Raw genomic sequence first — 17,745 nt, forward strand, 5'->3', positions numbered from 1 at the left:
TCTCAGGAGAGAAACTATGAAAAAAGCACTTCTTAGCGCAAGTTTATTAGCAGGAATGTTTGCAGCAACTTCTGCTTACGCATTCCAAGAATATCCAATCGGTGAAGCAGTTACTATGAATGACATGGAAATTGCAGCGGTTTACTTAAAACCAGTAGATATGGAACCTCGCGGCATGGGCTTACCTGCAGCAAAATCTGACATTCACTTAGAAGCAGACATTCATGCAGTGAAAGGTAACAAAAACGGTTTTGGTGAAGGTGAATGGATGCCTTATTTAACCATCAACTATACCTTAGTTAATACCGATACTGGTGCTAAACAAGAAGGTACCTTCATGCCAATGGTTGCTGGCGATGGCCCACACTATGGCGCAAACATCAAAATGATGGGCGTGGGTAACTACAAATTAACTTACCATATCGATCCGCCACCAAAAGCTGGTATGCACCGCCACACTGACGAAGAAACTGGCGTGGGTCGTTGGTGGAAACCATTTGATGTAAATTATGAATTTAAATTTACTGGTTTAAAATAATAGTGCTGTAGGGTGGGCTTCAGCCCACCAATTAACAATCAGACATAAAAAAACGGTGGGCTAAAGCCCACCCTACCATTTAAAAATCCGCTTTCTATGACTTATTTTTTCATTTTTGTTTTGCAAGCTCTTTTGCCAATTTCGCTTTTACTCGGTGCATCTTGGGCAATTAAAAAAGGCAATATTTCGCCTAAAACGCTTATTTGGTTAAGCCTTATTGGCTTGGCTTTGGGTGTTGTCCTACGACTAAATATTCCTAATGGACAAACCACCAATCTTATTCTAACCATCGGCTTTTTAATTATCTTTTTACTTTTTGCAATCAGCCAATGGAGCAAATCATCAAACCTTGCCGCATTCTGGCAATTTGCATTAATGCTTATCGCGGGAGCAACTTGGGCGAAAGATCCAAACATCACCGCACTCACCAACACAGATGTCATCAACACTGATTTTATTTTAAATATAAGTGCGGTCATTTTTGGCGTAATTTTTAGTTTAGCCTCAAGTGCATGGCTCTATTTCTTACTTAAACAGCAACAAAAAACACAAGGAAAATCTACCGCACTTTTAGCACTCAGCTTTTTACTTTTTATCGCGTTAATTCTTCCGATTGTAGCAGAACTACTGCTTACCCTAATGAAATTACAACTCATTGAACTCACCAAAGTGCGGTTAAGTTTTGTGGCAAAATCAGGGGAAATCACCGCTTGGCTCAATATCATTTGTGTTGTGTTAATGCTCGCTGTTTTGTGTATTTTTACCATTCAAACACATTCAAAACGTTTAAGAGAAGCTAAAGCCGAAAAAGATCTGATTGAAAAACGCAAAAAATTAGCCTTCGTACAAACATCAAAACGCACCATTTACTGGGGCATATTGGGTATTTTATTTGTTGCTGCAAGCCAACTTTATTGGGAAAAAGTTGCCTCTCAACCACCACAGCTTTCTGAAGCAGTTCCAGTACAACTTAATGACAAAAATGAAGTGCATTTAGCTCTAGAGCCACTTAAAGACGGTAAACTTCACCGCTTTGTTTGGATTGCTGATGATGGCAAAGCCGTACGCTTTTTCATTATCAATCGCCAACCGAATAAAGTCAGTATGGCGGCAGTATTCGATGCTTGCCTACTCTGCGGCGATCAAGGCTATGTCATGCAAGGCAATCAAGTAGTCTGTGTTGGTTGTGGCGTGCATCTCTTTATTCCATCTATCGGTAAACCGGGCGGTTGCAACCCTGTACCGATTGAAAATTGGCAACAAACTGACAATGAAATCGTGATTTCTCGTAAAAGCCTTGAAGATGGCTTAAATCTATTCAGTACGATTGTGGAAATTGAAGTGCAAGATCCGATTAGTGGCGCCAAACTCAAAAACACTAAAACTGAATATAAATATAGCCACGAAGGGCATACTTATTTCTTTGAGAACGAAAAAAATCTCGATTTATTCCGCGATAATCCCGATAACTATCTCGGTATTAACAAAAACGAAAATCCAAAAGGGGAATAACAATGCTTGCTCGAATGTTATTTCAATCTTGGCGATTTGGTATCAAACGTAAATTGCTCGCCATTATCACTATTTTCTTAGCCGCTGGCTTAGTCTCCGCGCTGCTTGCCGTTTCCATTGATATTGGTGACAAAATGGCAAAAGAGCTGAAATCTTACGGTGCCAATATTTTGGTGGAGCCAGCCAGCAATGCAGCATTGCCTGATGAACTCAGTCATAGTGCTTCATTATCTAGCCAAGATTTTTTAGATGAAAAAGAGCTTCCCAATATCAAAGATATTTTCTGGCGAAATAATATCGTGGGTTTTGCCCCATTGCTTTCAGCAAATGTACAGGTGACAAAATCTTCACAAAATTCCACCGCACTTTCAGCGCCGAAAACGATTAATGTGCTTGGTACCTTCTTTGATCATAATATTGCCGTGCCTGATGAAGAAGATTACCACACAGGACAACGAATCATTAGCCCTTACTGGAAAGTAGAAGGGGAATGGGTTGATGATTTAAACAATGACTTTGGAGAAATCGCCCCTGCTCTTGCTGGCGAACAACTTGCCAAAAGTAATGGTTGGAAAATTGGCGATAAACTTAGCTTAAGCTACACAAACGATAACGGCGAAAGCCAACAAAGTGCGGTAGAAATTAAAGGCATTTTAAGTACGGGGGGAACAGAAGATAATCAGCTTGTGATGCCCCTCAGTGCGGTGCAAAATTTGCTAGGTTTAGAAGGCAAAGTGCAATCCGTCCGCGTATCTGCCCTCACTGTGCCAGAAAACGATCTTTCCCGTAAAGCGCGCGCCAATACGGATGCCTTAGATGCGGAAGCCTATGACCGTTGGTATTGCACCGCTTATGTTTCTTCAATTTCTCATCAATTAGAAGAAGCAATTTCTGGCGCAATGGTTCGCCCAATTTGGCAAGTTGCAGCTTCTGAAGGTGTAGTGATTGGTAAAATCCAACTCTTACTAGCGGTCGTTACCTTCGCGGCATTAATCGCCGCAGCAATGGGTATTGCTTCCTTAATGAGTGCAGGAATTATAGAACGCTCAAAAGAAATTGGCTTAATGAAAGCACTAGGCGCTTATCAATGGCAAATTACCTTACTGTTCTACTGCGAAGCGGTGTTAAGTGCATTAGTAGGCGGAATATTTGGCTGTTTAGCCGGATGGGGATTAGCCAAATTTATCGGTGCTGCACTATTTGGTGCACCTCTTGATTTTGCTTGGATCGTCGTACCTTGTGTTCTCGTACTCTCCATTCTTATTGCTGTAATTGGCACTTGGTTCCCTGCGCATAAAATCGCTAAACTTTACCCTGTCGAGGTGCTTTATGGCAGAGCATAAAAGCGCGAATACTCAAAGCATGTTCTGGCGATTAATTTTCCGCGCATTGCGACTACGCCTCCAACGAGTATTGATTATTTTCACTGCACTTACTGTGGGCGCAAGTATTGTCACTGCAATGGCTGCCGTTTACTTCGACATCAATACCAAAATGAGCCAAGAACTGCGTACTTTCGGAGCAAATTTCTACATTGGTTCAGCCGATGGCGGAATGATGAATCAAGCAGAATTAAACGCAATTTTGCAAAAAGCACCAGATGGTTTTATCACGGCTGCCAGTCCTTACCTTTATGGCGTCACACGCAGTGATTTAGAAAAAATTGTTCTGATGGGCGTAAATTTTGATGCCATGCGCATCCTCGCCCCTTACTGGCAAGTTACGGGATCCGAAATCAACGTAAACTTTGACGACCGCAATGCAATGATTGGGAAAACCCTTGCTGAACGATTACATGTTAAAGTGGGAGATAGCCTACAACTGTCTAAAAATGCCGTAGAAAAACATAGTTTTAACATTAAAGGAATTGTAGAAGCTGGTGATGCAACTGACAATATGCTTATTGTGAATGTTGAATTTGCACAAAATTGGTTAGATAAAGAAGGCGTAGTCAACAACGCATTACTCAATGTGCAAAATGAGCAAGGCGCTAATACAGTGGATCAATTTGCCGAAAAAATCATGCAACAATATCCCGATTTAACCGCTCGCCCGATCCGTAAAGTTTCCGCCTCAGAAGGACAAATTTTAGAAAAAATTAAAGGCTTAATGGGCTTAATTTCCCTTGTGATTTTGGTGCTTGCAACCTTATGTGTGAACACTACATTAATTGCAATTGTCGGTGAACGATCCAAAGAATTTGCCTTACAAAAATCACTAGGTGCAAAAAAATTTGACATCATTCGCCAAATCAGCACCGAAATTTTAATTATCGCGTTTTGTGCGATTATTATCGGGCTTGGCTTGGGGTATTTATTAGCTCAAGTATTAGGAATAACCGTGTTCAAATCTTATATTGATATGCGATTACCAGTGTTACCAATTACGGTTGTACTTTCGTTATTAGTGGCATTTGTAGCTGTTATTATTCCAACACGTCGAGCATTGAGTATTAATGTTGCGAATGTGTTGAAGGGTGAGTAAAACTGAAACGCCTATAAATTAGATAATAAAAGAGAAAAACCATGACCAACTTTGTAATAGAAACCCAACATTTATATAAACGCTTCGGGCAAGTTACCGCTCTGGAAGACATTAATATTCAAATTAAACAAGGGGAATTTGTGGCGATTATGGGGGCTTCAGGCTCTGGAAAAACCACACTGATGAATATTTTAACAGGCTTAGATACCGCTAGTGAAGGTAAAGTCATTTTAGATGGCGTGGATGCCGCTCAATTAGATGAAGTCGGTCGACAACGTTTCCGCGCTGAAAAAATCGGCTTGGTATTTCAACAATTCCATTTAATCCCTTATTTGACCGCACTTGAAAACGTTATGCTGGCACAACATTATCACAGCGTGATTGATGAAGCATCCGCCAAAGCGGTATTGGAACAAGTAGGCTTAGGCCATCGCATTGATCACCGACCAAGCCAACTTTCAGGCGGCGAGCAACAACGTGTTTGCATTGCGCGTGCGTTAGTTAATCAACCGCCCGTTATCTTTGCTGATGAACCAACAGGAAATTTAGATGAACAAAACGAATCTTTAGTGCTAGATTTGCTCACAAAACTAAATCAACAAGGGCGCACCATTGTGATGGTGACACATAATCCAGAGTTAGGTGAACTCACCGATCGTGTTATTTATTTACATCACGGAAAATTTGTAAAGGAAGAAAATCATGCGAACAAATAAACTATTGAAATTAGTTGCCATAAGTGCGGTTATTTTTGGTGCTGTTTCTTGTAAAGATGAAGTTGCCTCAGTAGGGCAAAAAGCGCCTGATATTGCCGCCTATGATCTTCAAGGCAATCCTGCAAACCTTGAGAATTGGAAAGGCACACGATTATTAGTTTTTTGGTCAGAAACCTGTGGACATTGTATTGCAGAGTTAAAAGAATTTGAAAAACTCGTAGAAGACAATCCTGGCAAAGTTTCGCTCATTGCAATTAATGTGGATGGCGATAAAATGGACACCAAAGCCGTAGTGGCTAAACGTGAACTCCACTTGCCTGTAATTAAAGATCAAATGAAAATTACCGCAGAGCGTTATCAGCTTATGGGTACGCCCACTTCATTTATTATTAGCCCTGAAGGAAACATTCAAGCTAAATATGAAGGCGCAATTCCATCTAATGATTTAGATAAATTGTTTAAAGGATAAACAATGAAAAAAACTAACCCAATAATTCTGATTATGATTTTCGGCCTTAGCTTAACTAAAGTGGCCTTTGCTGATACTAATCTTGCCCAAGGCGAAAAACTCTACAAACGAAGCTGCACTACATGCCATGGAAAATCTGGTGAGAAATCTGCTATGGGAGAATCAAGAATTATCAATAACCTGACTCCTCAAGAAATTTATACCGCACTTTCTGAGCGAAAAAGTGGAAAAATTGAAGGAGCGGGCAATAGGATAAAAAGCCAATTAAGTGAAGAGGATATAAAAAACTTATCTGAACTTGTTCCTACATTAAAAAAATAAAGAAAATGCGATTAATTTTTTGAAATTAATCGCATTTAAATTTTATTCTGTGTATGCCTTAATATTAGTACGAATTAAAAAATAAATTATCAAACTGATGAAAGCACAAACTAAAATCACCACAGCTGTTGCATAGAAAATATTACCAATACCGACTAATGGTGAAACAACGCCCCCTAGAAAAAAGGGAGTAAAACCAAGTAATGCAGAAGCACTTCCGGCATATTGACGTTCACTTTCCATTGCCAATGAAGAAATTGCAGGAAAGGTAAGCCCCATCATCAATAGCATAAGAAAGAAGCCAATTTCAACTAAAAACCAGTTAGGTTGAATAATAAGTGTCGAAATGGTGTAAAGAACGACAATCCCAAAACCTAATACCCCAAAAGAAAGTGCAGTACGATTTGACAACTTACCACCTATATTTGCTCCCATAACTAATGCAGCACCATTTGCTCCAAAACATAAGCTAAAGGTAAACACACTTAATCCGTAAAAACTTTGCAAAATAAAAGGTGAAGCGGCAATATACGCAAACATGGCAGCAAGCAAAAAGCTTTCAATACCAACATAACTCATAAACATTCTATTTTTTATAATCTTGCCAAATGTAAAGAATGTGGAAAGTACAGAACCTTTCAAACGTTTTTCAATAATTAGGCTTTCTTTTAAACGAAGACAAAATAGTAATACAACAATACCAATAATTGCTAAAAAGAAAAATACGCCTTTCCAACCAATATATTCTAATAATAAGCTGCCTAAAATAGGTGAAATGATCGGTGCGATACCATTAATCGTCATTAATAGCCCAAAAAAACGTGTCATTTCACGACCACGATATAAGTCCGTCGCTATCGCACGAGAAATTACTACACTTCCAGCAGAGGAAAGCCCTTGTACCGCTCTTAATACAATCATCGTTTCAATATTCGGTGAGAAAATCAGTAAAATCGTACTGATGATATAAATTAAAAGTGAAATAATCAGCGGTATTTTGCGTCCAAATTTATCACTCATCGGGCCAAGTAATAGCTGCCCAACGGCTAAACCGATCATTGCCGTTGTGAGCGTTAATTGCGTCATGGAAGCCGTTGTATCAAAAAATTGTGCAAGCTGTGGCAATGATGGCAAATAAAGATCGACAACAAATGGTCCAAAGGCAGAAAGTACACCAAGTAAAATCACTAAAAAGGCTTTTGAATTTGTTTTTTGCATTTATATATCCTAAATAAAGATTATTTATACCGTTTTTTCACCGCACTTTTATCTTGCTCACGTAATCGTTCTAATTTTTCCTTAATCTGAATTTCCATACCTCTATTCGTCGGAAAATAATATTGAGTGTCTTTTAATTCAGGCGGGAAATAATTTTCACCTGCTGCATAAGCGTTAGGTTCATCGTGGGCATAACGATATTCAGCACCGTAGCCAAGTTCTTTCATTAAATTAGTTGGTGCATTACGTAAATGTGGTGGAACATCATAATCGGGTAAATCTTTCGCTTGCTGTTTGGCGGTGTTAAATGCGGTATAAACCGCATTACTTTTTGGCGCAACTGCAAGATAGATAATGGCTTGGGCAATGGCTCTCTCTCCTTCATAAGCCCCCACGCAAGTAAAGCAATCCCATGCAGCCAATGCCACTTGCATAGCGCGAGGATCCGCATTTCCCACATCTTCTGAAGCAATAGCAAGTAATCGGCGCGCAACATATAAAGGATCACCACCTGCCGTTAAAATTCGTGCATACCAATACAATGCCGCATCTGGTGCAGAACCTCGAACAGATTTATGTAGAGCAGAAATTAAATCATAGAAACGATCACCTTGTTTATCAAATCTTGCTTGACGTTCGCCTAAGACTTCTTTTAATAAAGTGCGGTCAATTTTCTTTCCATTTTCCGTTTCATCCGCCATATCCACCATTAATTCGAGGCAATTCAAAGCTAATCGTGCATCCCCACTAACATATTCAGCAAGTACTTGCAGTAAATTCTCTTCTAAAATTAAGCGCTCTTTACCCAATCCACGTTCAGGATCTTCTACAGCTTGCTGCAAAACTTGTTCAATTTCAGCCGTTGTAAGTGATTTCATCACATACACTCGTGCACGAGAAAGCAACGCATTATTTAGCTCAAAAGAGGGATTTTCTGTTGTCGCCCCAATGAAAATAACGGTTCCATTTTCAATGTGCGGTAAAAATGCATCTTGCTGGCTTTTATTAAAACGATGGACTTCATCCACAAACAAGATAGTTTTACGATCTGCAAGACGATTTTGTTTTGCACGATCAATGGCTTCACGAATTTCTTTGATACCACTCGTCACCGCAGAAATTCGCTCAACTTCAGCATTAATACGTTGCGCAATAATTTCTGCGAGCGTTGTTTTTCCTGTACCTGGTGGCCCCCAGAAAATCATAGAATGAATATGCCCAGCTTGAATAGCTTTACGCAGCGGCTTACCTTCACCAATAAGATGAGTTTGCCCAAAATACTGCTCTAGACTCGTTGGGCGCATCTTGGCTGCCAGTGGACGAAAATCATTTTCGGCAAAATCAAAGTTGAGGTTCGACATGTTTATTTCTCACAAAATTGAAGGGCGTATTTCTACGCCCTTATTTCAAATAATCATTTGTTATTTTTTACGTTGGTCATCCACTTCAACACCTTTTTCTGGCTTGAATTGGAACAAGCTGTCAGACAACGTCTGATTCGTAATATTACGTAAAACATAAAGATTGGTTTGCCCATCTTTCTCGGTCGTACTGAAATTTCTTAATACGCCATTAGCATCAACGCGAATATCAAATTGCTTGATATTACTTTTTGAAGATTTAGGTTTCAATACGAAAGTATCCACTTGTTGCATAACCGAATATTGATCCCAATGGCTTTTATCGTTACTTGTAAGCAATACGAATGGTGTGTTATTCACCGCATCTTTCACCCATTGCGCGGTCACTTGTTGCACAAATGGATCGTAGAACCACAAGGTTTTACCATCAGAAATAATCTGGGTTTCTTGAGGAGTTTTAGTATCCATACGGAATAAATTCGGGCGTTTAATTTGAAGTTTTCCACTTCCTTGTTGAACATTTTTGCCACTTCCTGAGGTCACTGTTTGCACAAATTCAGCGCTTAACACATCGACTTTAGCTAAACGCATTTGCAATTCACTTGCCGCATCAGCCAATGCCAAATTACTCAAACCAAGTAAGGCAAGTGCGGCAAATTTTAACGTTGTTTTTTTCATTTTACTTTCCTTTTAAATTAGTATTCTGGACGACGCGATAAAATCTCACGCTTACCATTTTGCATTGGGCTAACAATTCCTTGCTCTTCCATTTGATCCATAATACGCGCGGCTCGGTTAAAGCCTACGCTGAATTTACGTTGAATAGAAGATACTGAAGTTGTACCGGTATTAATAACAAAATCCATTACTTCATCAAAAAGTGGATCTAATTCTCCACCGCTTGATATTCCTTTTTCCGCACTTTCCTCATCGTCTGCGCTTTCTAAAATGCCATCAATATAGTCAGGTTTACCACGTGCTCGCCAATCATCCGCAATACGAATAACTTCATCATCACTCATAAAGGCACCATGAACACGCACCAAATCCGATGAACCTTGCCCAGAATAAAGCATATCACCACGACCTAAAAGCGCCTCTGCCCCACCTTGATCAAGAATAGTTCGTGAGTCAATTTTACTTGCAACCGTAAAGGCAATACGACTTGGGATATTCGCTTTAATTAAACCGGTAATTACATCTACAGAAGGACGTTGCGTCGCTAAAATTAAATGGATACCGATAGCTCGCGCTTTTTGTGCTAAGCGAGCAATAAGTTCCTCAATTTGCTTACCCGCTACCATCATTAAATCAGCAAACTCATCGACAATAACCACAATATAACTCAACTTTTTCAATGCAGGTGGCATCGTATCCATTGTATCGCCAGGTCGCCAAATTGGATTTGGCACTGGCATTCCCATTGCTTCATATTCATCAATTTTTTCGTTAAAGCCTTCAATATTGCGTACACGGAGAGCAGAAAGCAGCTGATAACGGCGTTCCATTTCATCTACACACCAGCGCAACGCATTAGCGGCTTTTTTCATATCTGTTACAACAGGCGTCAACAAGTGCGGAATATCATTATAAACAGAAAGTTCGACGACTTTTGGATCGATCATGATGAATTTCACATCTTCTGGTTGAACACGATAAAGTAAACTTAAGATCATCGTATTCACGCCAACAGACTTACCTGATCCTGTTGAACCTGCTACCAACAAATGTGGCATTTTCGCTAAATCAACAATCACAGCCTTTCCGCTAATATCTTTACCTAAAGCCATTGGCAAAGTGGCATGAGTATCACGGAATTCGCTACTATCTAACACATCACGTAATGGCACCATTTGACGATGAAGATTAGGTGTTTCAATACCGATATAAGGCTTGCCAGGAATAGCCTCAGCCACACGAATCGAGCGGAACATTAATGCACGCGCCAAATCGGTATCAATACTCGTGACTTTTGACGCTTTCACCCCAGGTTGTAATTCTAATTCATAACGCGTCACAACAGGGCCAACAAGCACATCTTTTACAGTCGCTTTCACATTAAAATTACGTAATTGTTGCTCAATACGTTGAGATGTTTCCAAAACTTCTTCTTGCGTAATATTTTGTTCCACTGCTGGATGTTTTGACAATAACTCTAAACTTGGCAATGGCGTGCTAGGCTTTTCACGTTTAGTTGTCGGCTGTTGGAATGCTGGATGAATTAGTGAACCACTATAACCTTGATAATGAGGTGTATTCTCTGTGGTTTTAACTTGTTCTTCAGTCACTTCATTCTGTAAAGAAACCATCATTTCTGAATTATTATCCGCTAAACGAACTTGTTCATCAGCTTGAGCAAAACGTACTGCTTCACGAGCTGCAAATTCTTCAGCAAGATGTGAAAAATTATTTTCTTCATCATTCTGATGCGCTAAACCTTCACGCAAGGAAACCGTTGGGATTTCATCATCTTGTAGTAAAGAAATTTCTGAAAAATTATCCGCACTTATTTCATGTTCTGATTTATTCAACTGTCCCTTTTCTTTTTTATTATTAATCCACACCGGGACAAAATCATTTTCATTCGGCATTTGATGATTTAATTCATTTGAAATATGAACACTAGGCAATTTTTCCATACCTAAATCAGAAATAAATTGTTCATCAATATTTTGTGAATTAAGTTCGTTATAATCTGTTTGAATAGCGATATTCTGTGTTAATCCACTAATATTTATCATTTGCTCATTAGATAACTTTTCGTTTTCTCCAAGCTCACGATCATTCTTATCTTCCACAAGTTTTGGATTATGTTCATTTTGTTCCGCAACTTCTGGCAATATCATATTTTGAATAAAATCTGGTTTCTGAATCAAAATTTGCTCTAATTCCTCTCCCGATTCATCTTGTTTAACATCTTCAGTTTGTTCATTTTTCATAGTAAGCCAATGATAAAACGTCACAAGCAATCGAATAAATGAGGCACCAGAACAAAAAATGAATCCAATGACAGCAAAGACCAACCCAATTAATATTGCACCTAATTTACCGAGTACAGGATAAATCCAATTCACTACAAGTGAACCACCAAGCACACCGCCACTCAAATAAAAAGAATTACTTGATAAAAGCAACATGCTCATCACACAAAGACCGATGATTAAAGTAAAAAAACCAAAACTACGTAAAATAATTCGCGTACATGAAAGCTGTTTAACCGCTTTAATTTTTAATAGATAAACTGGTACTAAAAACGTAGCAAAAGGAAAAATATGTGCAACATATCCGAAAAAGACAAAAAGGAGATCAATTACCCAAGCGCCGAATGCTCCAGCCTTGTTAATTGTTCCATCATGAGATGCAGCCGTTGCCCAAGAATTATCTAAAGGTGTATAACTAGACCAAGCAATAATTAAATAAAGTCCCAAAAGTGCGGTTAATGCTAATAATAATTCAGCTAAATACTGTCTTGGTGTAAAGCGTTCTGTAATTCGTTTAATCATATAGTTTATTATTTCAATACAAGATAATTAGTTTGTTTTACTTCTTCCATCACCACATAAGTGCGCGTATCATTTACACCCGGTAAGCGCAATAAAGTTGAACCAAGCAATTTACGATACTCTGCCATATCAGCAACTCGAGTTTTTAGAAGATAATCAAAATCACCCGACACTAAGTGGCATTCTTGAATTTCATCTAACTCTTGAATCGCCGCATTAAATTCTTCAAATACATCTGGCTTACCACGTACTAAAGTGATTTCAACAATTACAAGTAACGGCGCATCTAATAATTCTGGATTGAGTAGAGCTCGGTATCCCATAATGACACCTTGTTTTTCTAAACGTTTCACACGTTCTAAACAAGGCGTAGGTGAAAGCCCTACTTTTTTTGACAAATCAATATTAGAAATTTTACCGTTGCGTTGTAATTCATTAAGAATTTTTATATCAATCGCATCCAGCGCTTTATTCAGTTTTTTTTCCATTTTCTTATTTTTCTTTGAATAAAAAGTATGTTTATTTTAACAAATTTTGCTAATGTTTTCAGTACAACGGAATTAGATAATTCATTTCCATTGAGGCTATTAATTATCTCTAATGGAAGTATTTAGAAATTATCCAACACAGCTAACGCATCGGAAAGTTTCTTCACCGTAAAAACTTGCATATTTTCGACCGCACTTTTCGGCTTGTTCCCAAAAGGAACAATCGCGCGTTTAAAGCCATGCTTTGCCGCTTCACTAATACGTTCTTGTCCACTTGGCACAGGGCGAATTTCTCCCGCTAATCCAACTTCACCAAAAATCACTAAATCTTGTGGCAAGGGGCGATTACGGAAACTAGAAATTAATGCAAGCAACAAAGCCAAATCTGCACTTGTTTCACTGACTTTTACACCACCAACGACATTGACAAAGACATCTTGATCAGCCATTTGTAAGCCTCCATGTCGATGTAACACCGCCAATAATAGTGCTAAGCGATTTTGCTCTAATCCCACCGCAACACGGCGAGGATTTGCTAGCATTGAATGATCCACTAAAGCTTGAATTTCCACTAAAAGAGGACGAGTGCCTTCCCAAAGTACCATAACGGAACTACCCGATGTAATCTCATCCCCGCGACTTAAAAAGATCGCCGATGGATTTTTTACTTCTCGCAAACCTTGCTCGGTCATACCAAATACGCCTAATTCATTCACCGCACCAAAACGGTTTTTATGACTACGTAAAGTGCGATAGCGAGAATCGGCTTCGCCTTCTAATAGTAATGAACAGTCAATCGCATGCTCTAACACTTTCGGCCCTGCAAGCGTACCGTCTTTCGTTACATGCCCCACCATAATAATGGCAACTTGTCGGGTTTTCGCATAACGAGTGAGGAAAGAAGCACATTCACGCACTTGTGCCACACTACCTGGCGATGATTGAATATCCGCCAGATGCATTACTTGGATCGAGTCTACCACTATAATTTGCGGTTTTAACTGATCCGCCAAATTACAAATCTGTTCCACAGAGGTTTCTGACAACATTTTTAATTGATCGTTTGGTAACCCCAATCGACTTGCACGCATCGCAACCTGTTGTAACGACTCCTCTCCCGTCACATAAAGTGCGGTCATGTTTTTCGCTAAACCACACATGACTTGTAATAACAAGGTGCTTTTCCCTGCACCAGGATGTCCACCAATTAAAATCGCACTTCCCGGTACAATCCCGCCACCCAGTACGCGATCTAATTCATTAAAGCCACTGGAAAAACGTGGTGTTTCTTGCAAACTAATTTCAGAGAGCGTTTGAATTTTTGCCTGAGTTTCCCCCGCGTAGCCACTAAAACGATCATTTTTTGATTTTGCCGTGGAAATTAACCGCACTTCGGTGATTGTATTCCACGCTTTACAAGCCGAGCATTGCCCTTGCCAACGAGAAAACTCTGCACCACAATCGTTACATACATAAGCTGTTTTCGGGGCTTTAGCCATTTTTCATCCTTCTCATTCTTTAACCGAGTATTCATATACCTACGGCTAAATATCGTTATATTATTCAGGGCAAGCTGACATAATACCTAGAAGTATAGCTTACCCATTTGCACGGTTGATTCGTATTATGCCGAGAATCTCATTAATTTGATCATTCGCTCAAAATAAACTCGACTTTTCAAAAGTGCAGTCAATTTTTCAATAGTTTTTTCATTGTCTTTCGTTTCACTATGAAAACGAATCAAATCGCGAATTTCAGCAAAAATTTTCTGATTGCTTTCTAACAAAGCTGGTAATAGCGCTTCTTTTTGTTTCTCTATTGCCACCACTTCTAGGATTTTTCCATTTTCATCATAATAATGATAAAGATTAAAAAATGCCCCAACTCGCTCCACTGTTTTCATAAAATCTTGGCTAAAAAGTGCGGGAGAAAAGGATAAGGTTTCTTCCAAAAGTTTCTGTTCCATTTTCAACACGGAATTAAATTTTGCACAAAAATCTACCGCACTTTCTTCTCGTTCTTCTTTTAAGAAATCACGCCATTTATTTAACCAATCTGTTAAAAATTGTTTTGAACTCAGCAAATAACCACGCTTTGCTTTACTTGCACTACTAAAATAAATATCTCTTTCGAACGGCAAAGTTTCCACAAAATCAAAAAGATCCTGCACATTGCCAGATTTCAATTCAAACTCAATTTCACAAATTGGTTGCTCAGATTCGCCTGCAATAATTTTACCTTGATCGAACGCCACTTCAATTTTGGATTGTTGAAATTCAACTAACCAAAAAGTGCGGTTAAAATCTGTGGAGAAAATAGGTTGTAGTGTAGAACTAGGTAATTGTTCAAAAGAATAAAGTTCTCTTAATTGGGCATTAGTTGGCGTTTCTTTTTCGGTTAATGGTAAATTATATTCTGGGCGACTATGCAATCCACCAACAACTTCACCGTTAGTTTTAAGCGTTAATGTAAGTTCCTGATCTTCCTGACGAATACGTAATCCCATCTTTTGTTTAGCAAGAAAATGATCAGGATAATCATAATAAGTATTGCTCAAAAACTGTTTTTTATGCGCTAAACAAGTAAAGTTTTTTAAATGTTCTTCTAATTCATTAAACGCTTGGTCAGATACCGCTAATTTAATTTCAATTTCATTACTCATAAAATTATGCTCCCTTTAACTTAAAACTGTTTAAATATACAGATAAAAATAGATAAATCAAGCATTTTATATTCCTTAAAATTAAACATCAAAAAATAGATATAAAGGGATATAATTTGACTTAATTTTAAATAACCAATTAATAAAAGATCTCTATGAAAAAATTGTTTCTATTTTCTATGCTTCTAACCATCACATTGCCTATAAATGCTGGCGTTCGTTGTTCAGATTTTAATACACAAGAAGAAGCACAACGCTATTATGAAAACCACCATGCTTATCATTTGGATCGAGATCGCGATGGTGAAGCCTGTGAATGCTTGCCTGGCGGTAGTAAATACGGCTCATCGCGTTGTAAGAAATATTAATGATACATTGAAAAGATGAAAAATTCGGCTTTTCCTTTTCAGTGAAGGAATCGCCCCCTAAAATACATTTAATTATTAATAAAAATCGGGTAATATGCGCACGAATTTTTAACCCCTTATGGAGTAAATCACTTATGGCAATGAATAATATTCTCGGATTATTTGCCCATTCGCCTTTAAAACCATTACAAAAGCATTCGGAAAAAGTCACTGAATGTTGCGATCTTTTAATTCCTTTTTTTGAAACCACCTTCTCAAAGGATTGGGAAAAAGCGGAAGAAAAACGCTTAGAAATCTCTCAGTGTGAACGTGAAGCGGATAGCTTGAAACGTGAGATTCGTTTGAAATTGCCACGTGGTTTATTCTTACCTATTGATCGTACTGATCTCTTAGAATTAGTCACGCAACAAGATAAATTAGCAAATTTTGCTAAAGATATTGCAGGCCGTATGATTGGCCGTCAATTTGGTATACCTGAAGAAATGCAGGAAGAATTCTTACATTACGTAAAACGTAGTTTAGACGCGATTCACCAAGCACATCGAGTAATCGAAGAAATGGATCAACTTTTAGAAACCGGTTTTAAAGGCCGTGAACTAAAATTAGTTAACGATATGATTCAAGAACTCGATGCCATTGAAGACGATACCGACCAAATGCAGATCAAATTGCGTAAAATGCTTTACACCATCGAAAGCCGTTATAACCCAATTGATGTGATGTTCTTATATAAAATTATTGAATGGGTTGGCGTGCTAGCTGACCAAGCACAACGTGTTGGCTCACGCATCGAATTAATGCTGGCGCGTTCATAATCAACAAAACATAGGAAATTAACTATGGAAGTTATTAGTCAATATGGTTCATGGTTGGTGTGGATTACAGCAGCCTTCGGCTTTTTTATGGCTTTCGGTATTGGAGCCAATGATGTTTCAAACTCAATGGGTACATCCGTAGGTTCCGGTACTGTAACAGCCAAACAAGCAATTATTATCGCGTTAATTTTTGAATCTGCTGGCGCATATCTAGCCGGTGGTGAAGTAACAGAAACCATTAAAAGTGGCGTAATCGATCCAATGCAATTTGTTGATACGCCCGATATTTTAGCACTGGGTATGCTTTCTGCTTTATTTGCATCTGGTGCTTGGTTATTTATCGCAACAAAAATGGGATGGCCGGTTTCAGGTACTCACACTATCATCGGTGCAATTATTGGATTTGCGTGCATTACGATTGGCCCTGGCGCAGTAGATTGGTCAAATATTGGTAGCATCGTTGGTAGCTGGTTCATCACGCCTGTCATTGCAGGTATTCTCGCCTATGCAATCTTTGCAAGTACGCAAAAGCTTATTTTTGATACCGAATATCCTCTGAAAAACGCACAAAAATATGGTCCTTATTACATGGGGATAACCGTATTTGTACTGTGTATCGTAACAATGACAAAAGGTTTAAAACATGTTGGTTTAAATCTTTCCAATAAAGAAACTTTGGTCATTTCACTTGTCATTAGCCTTGTAGGCATGCTGTTTTTCCACTTCTATTTTAAAAGCAAAACATTCACCCAATCTGCAAGCAAAGGGACTTTTGGTGCGGTAGAAAAAGTCTTCAGCATTTTAATGTTATTAACCGCCTGTGCGATGGCTTTCGCTCATGGTTCGAATGATGTAGCGAATGCAATTGGCCCACTTTCAGCGGTTGTATCTATCGTTGAACAAGGCGGTAAAATTGTTTCAGGTGGAGCCTTAACTTGGTGGATTTTACCACTAGGTGCATTAGGTATTGCTGTAGGCTTAATTACTATGGGGCAAAAAGTAATGGCGACTGTTGGATCTGGGATCACCGATTTAACGCCAAGCCGTGGCTTTGCTGCTCAATTTGCTACTGCGATGACTGTTGTAGTTGCATCAGGTACAGGCTTACCGATCTCAACAACACAAACACTTGTTGGGGCAATTTTAGGTATCGGTTTTGCTCGCGGTATCGCGGCACTCAATTTAACGGTTATCCGAAACATCATTAGTTCTTGGATAATCACGTTACCAGCCGGCGCATTCTTCGCAATTATTATCTTCTATTTATTGCGTGCGGTGTTTAATTAATTT

General features: G+C 38.8%; 17 protein-coding genes. 10 read left to right on the plus strand and 7 right to left on the minus strand.

Annotated elements, in window-relative coordinates; genetic code table 11:
• The first annotated feature begins 16 nt into the window (after positions 1 to 16).
• From KP712_RS03300 to KP712_RS03330, 7 genes are all read left to right on the plus strand, one after another.
• Positions 17 to 538: an iron transporter gene (locus KP712_RS03300; RefSeq protein WP_005626197.1), complete on the plus strand. Its 522-nt coding sequence runs from the start codon at positions 17 to 19 to the stop codon at positions 536 to 538.
• A 96-nt stretch (positions 539 to 634) separates the two neighbouring features.
• Positions 635 to 2,050: a Fe-S-containing protein gene (locus tag KP712_RS03305; RefSeq protein WP_048953616.1), complete on the plus strand. Its 1,416-nt coding sequence runs from the start codon at positions 635 to 637 to the stop codon at positions 2,048 to 2,050.
• A 2-nt stretch (positions 2,051 to 2,052) separates the two neighbouring features.
• A complete protein-coding gene (locus tag KP712_RS03310; RefSeq protein ID WP_111407879.1) occupies positions 2,053 to 3,393 on the plus strand; it encodes an ABC transporter permease in 1,341 nt (446 codons plus the stop codon).
• Positions 3,380 to 4,534: an FtsX-like permease family protein gene (locus KP712_RS03315; RefSeq protein ID WP_111407878.1), complete on the plus strand. Its 1,155-nt coding sequence runs from the start codon at positions 3,380 to 3,382 to the stop codon at positions 4,532 to 4,534. The genes KP712_RS03310 and KP712_RS03315 overlap by 14 nt, the downstream gene beginning before the upstream one ends.
• A gap of 41 nt (positions 4,535 to 4,575) precedes the next feature.
• Positions 4,576 to 5,250, plus strand: coding sequence for an ABC transporter ATP-binding protein (locus KP712_RS03320; protein ID WP_005636775.1), 675 nt, complete (start codon positions 4,576 to 4,578; stop codon positions 5,248 to 5,250).
• Positions 5,237 to 5,719, plus strand: a complete 483-nt coding sequence (locus KP712_RS03325; protein ID WP_111407877.1) for a TlpA disulfide reductase family protein — start codon at positions 5,237 to 5,239, stop codon at positions 5,717 to 5,719. The genes KP712_RS03320 and KP712_RS03325 overlap by 14 nt, the downstream gene beginning before the upstream one ends.
• Before the next feature lie 33 nt (positions 5,720 to 5,752).
• Entirely contained in the window at positions 5,753 to 6,040 is a 288-nt protein-coding gene (locus KP712_RS03330) for a cytochrome c (RefSeq protein ID WP_373454881.1), read from the plus strand.
• 42 nt (positions 6,041 to 6,082) lie between these two features.
• On the opposite strand, the gene KP712_RS03335 is transcribed toward KP712_RS03330, so the two are convergent.
• The 7 genes from KP712_RS03335 to KP712_RS03365 all read right to left on the minus strand — a co-directional run bounded on the left by KP712_RS03335 (position 6,083) and on the right by KP712_RS03365 (position 15,272).
• Positions 6,083 to 7,258 carry a multidrug effflux MFS transporter gene (locus KP712_RS03335; RefSeq protein WP_111407876.1) on the minus strand — a complete coding sequence of 392 codons (1,176 nt, stop codon included), beginning with the start codon at positions 7,256 to 7,258 and terminating at the stop codon, positions 6,083 to 6,085.
• Positions 7,259 to 7,278: 20 nt separating this feature from the next.
• Positions 7,279 to 8,619: a replication-associated recombination protein A gene (locus tag KP712_RS03340; protein WP_111407875.1), complete on the minus strand. Its 1,341-nt coding sequence runs from the start codon at positions 8,617 to 8,619 to the stop codon at positions 7,279 to 7,281.
• Between the two features lie 60 nt (positions 8,620 to 8,679).
• Entirely contained in the window at positions 8,680 to 9,297 is a 618-nt protein-coding gene (gene lolA / locus KP712_RS03345) for an outer membrane lipoprotein chaperone LolA (RefSeq protein ID WP_005633722.1), read from the minus strand.
• 17 nt (positions 9,298 to 9,314) lie between these two features.
• Complete coding sequence (locus tag KP712_RS03350; protein ID WP_048953600.1) at positions 9,315 to 12,122, minus strand: DNA translocase FtsK; 2,808 nt, start codon at positions 12,120 to 12,122, stop codon at positions 9,315 to 9,317.
• Between the two features lie 8 nt (positions 12,123 to 12,130).
• A complete protein-coding gene (gene lrp, locus KP712_RS03355) occupies positions 12,131 to 12,610 on the minus strand; it encodes a leucine-responsive transcriptional regulator Lrp (protein ID WP_048953599.1) in 480 nt (159 codons plus the stop codon).
• Positions 12,611 to 12,732: 122 nt separating this feature from the next.
• The gene (gene radA, locus KP712_RS03360; RefSeq protein WP_005644699.1) at positions 12,733 to 14,109 is read right to left on the minus strand and encodes a DNA repair protein RadA; all 1,377 of its coding nucleotides are present in this window, start codon (positions 14,107 to 14,109) and stop codon (positions 12,733 to 12,735) included.
• A 125-nt stretch (positions 14,110 to 14,234) separates the two neighbouring features.
• Positions 14,235 to 15,272, minus strand: a complete 1,038-nt coding sequence (locus tag KP712_RS03365) for an inorganic triphosphatase (protein WP_111407874.1) — start codon at positions 15,270 to 15,272, stop codon at positions 14,235 to 14,237.
• Between the two features lie 155 nt (positions 15,273 to 15,427).
• Here KP712_RS03365 and KP712_RS03370 point away from each other — a divergent pair, with 155 nt between their 5' ends.
• From KP712_RS03370 to KP712_RS03380, 3 genes are all read left to right on the plus strand, one after another.
• On the plus strand, positions 15,428 to 15,640 hold the full coding sequence (locus tag KP712_RS03370) for an excalibur calcium-binding domain-containing protein (protein ID WP_111407873.1): 213 nt from the start codon (positions 15,428 to 15,430) through the stop codon (positions 15,638 to 15,640).
• A 134-nt stretch (positions 15,641 to 15,774) separates the two neighbouring features.
• Positions 15,775 to 16,455 carry a TIGR00153 family protein gene (locus KP712_RS03375; protein ID WP_111407872.1) on the plus strand — a complete coding sequence of 227 codons (681 nt, stop codon included), beginning with the start codon at positions 15,775 to 15,777 and terminating at the stop codon, positions 16,453 to 16,455.
• 24 nt (positions 16,456 to 16,479) lie between these two features.
• Positions 16,480 to 17,742: an inorganic phosphate transporter gene (locus KP712_RS03380; protein WP_111407871.1), complete on the plus strand. Its 1,263-nt coding sequence runs from the start codon at positions 16,480 to 16,482 to the stop codon at positions 17,740 to 17,742.
• Positions 17,743 to 17,745: the final 3 nt, after the last annotated feature.

This window comes from Haemophilus sp. SZY H68, assembly GCF_018829685.1.
In the GTDB taxonomy this organism is placed as follows: domain Bacteria; phylum Pseudomonadota; class Gammaproteobacteria; order Enterobacterales; family Pasteurellaceae; genus Haemophilus; species Haemophilus haemolyticus_K.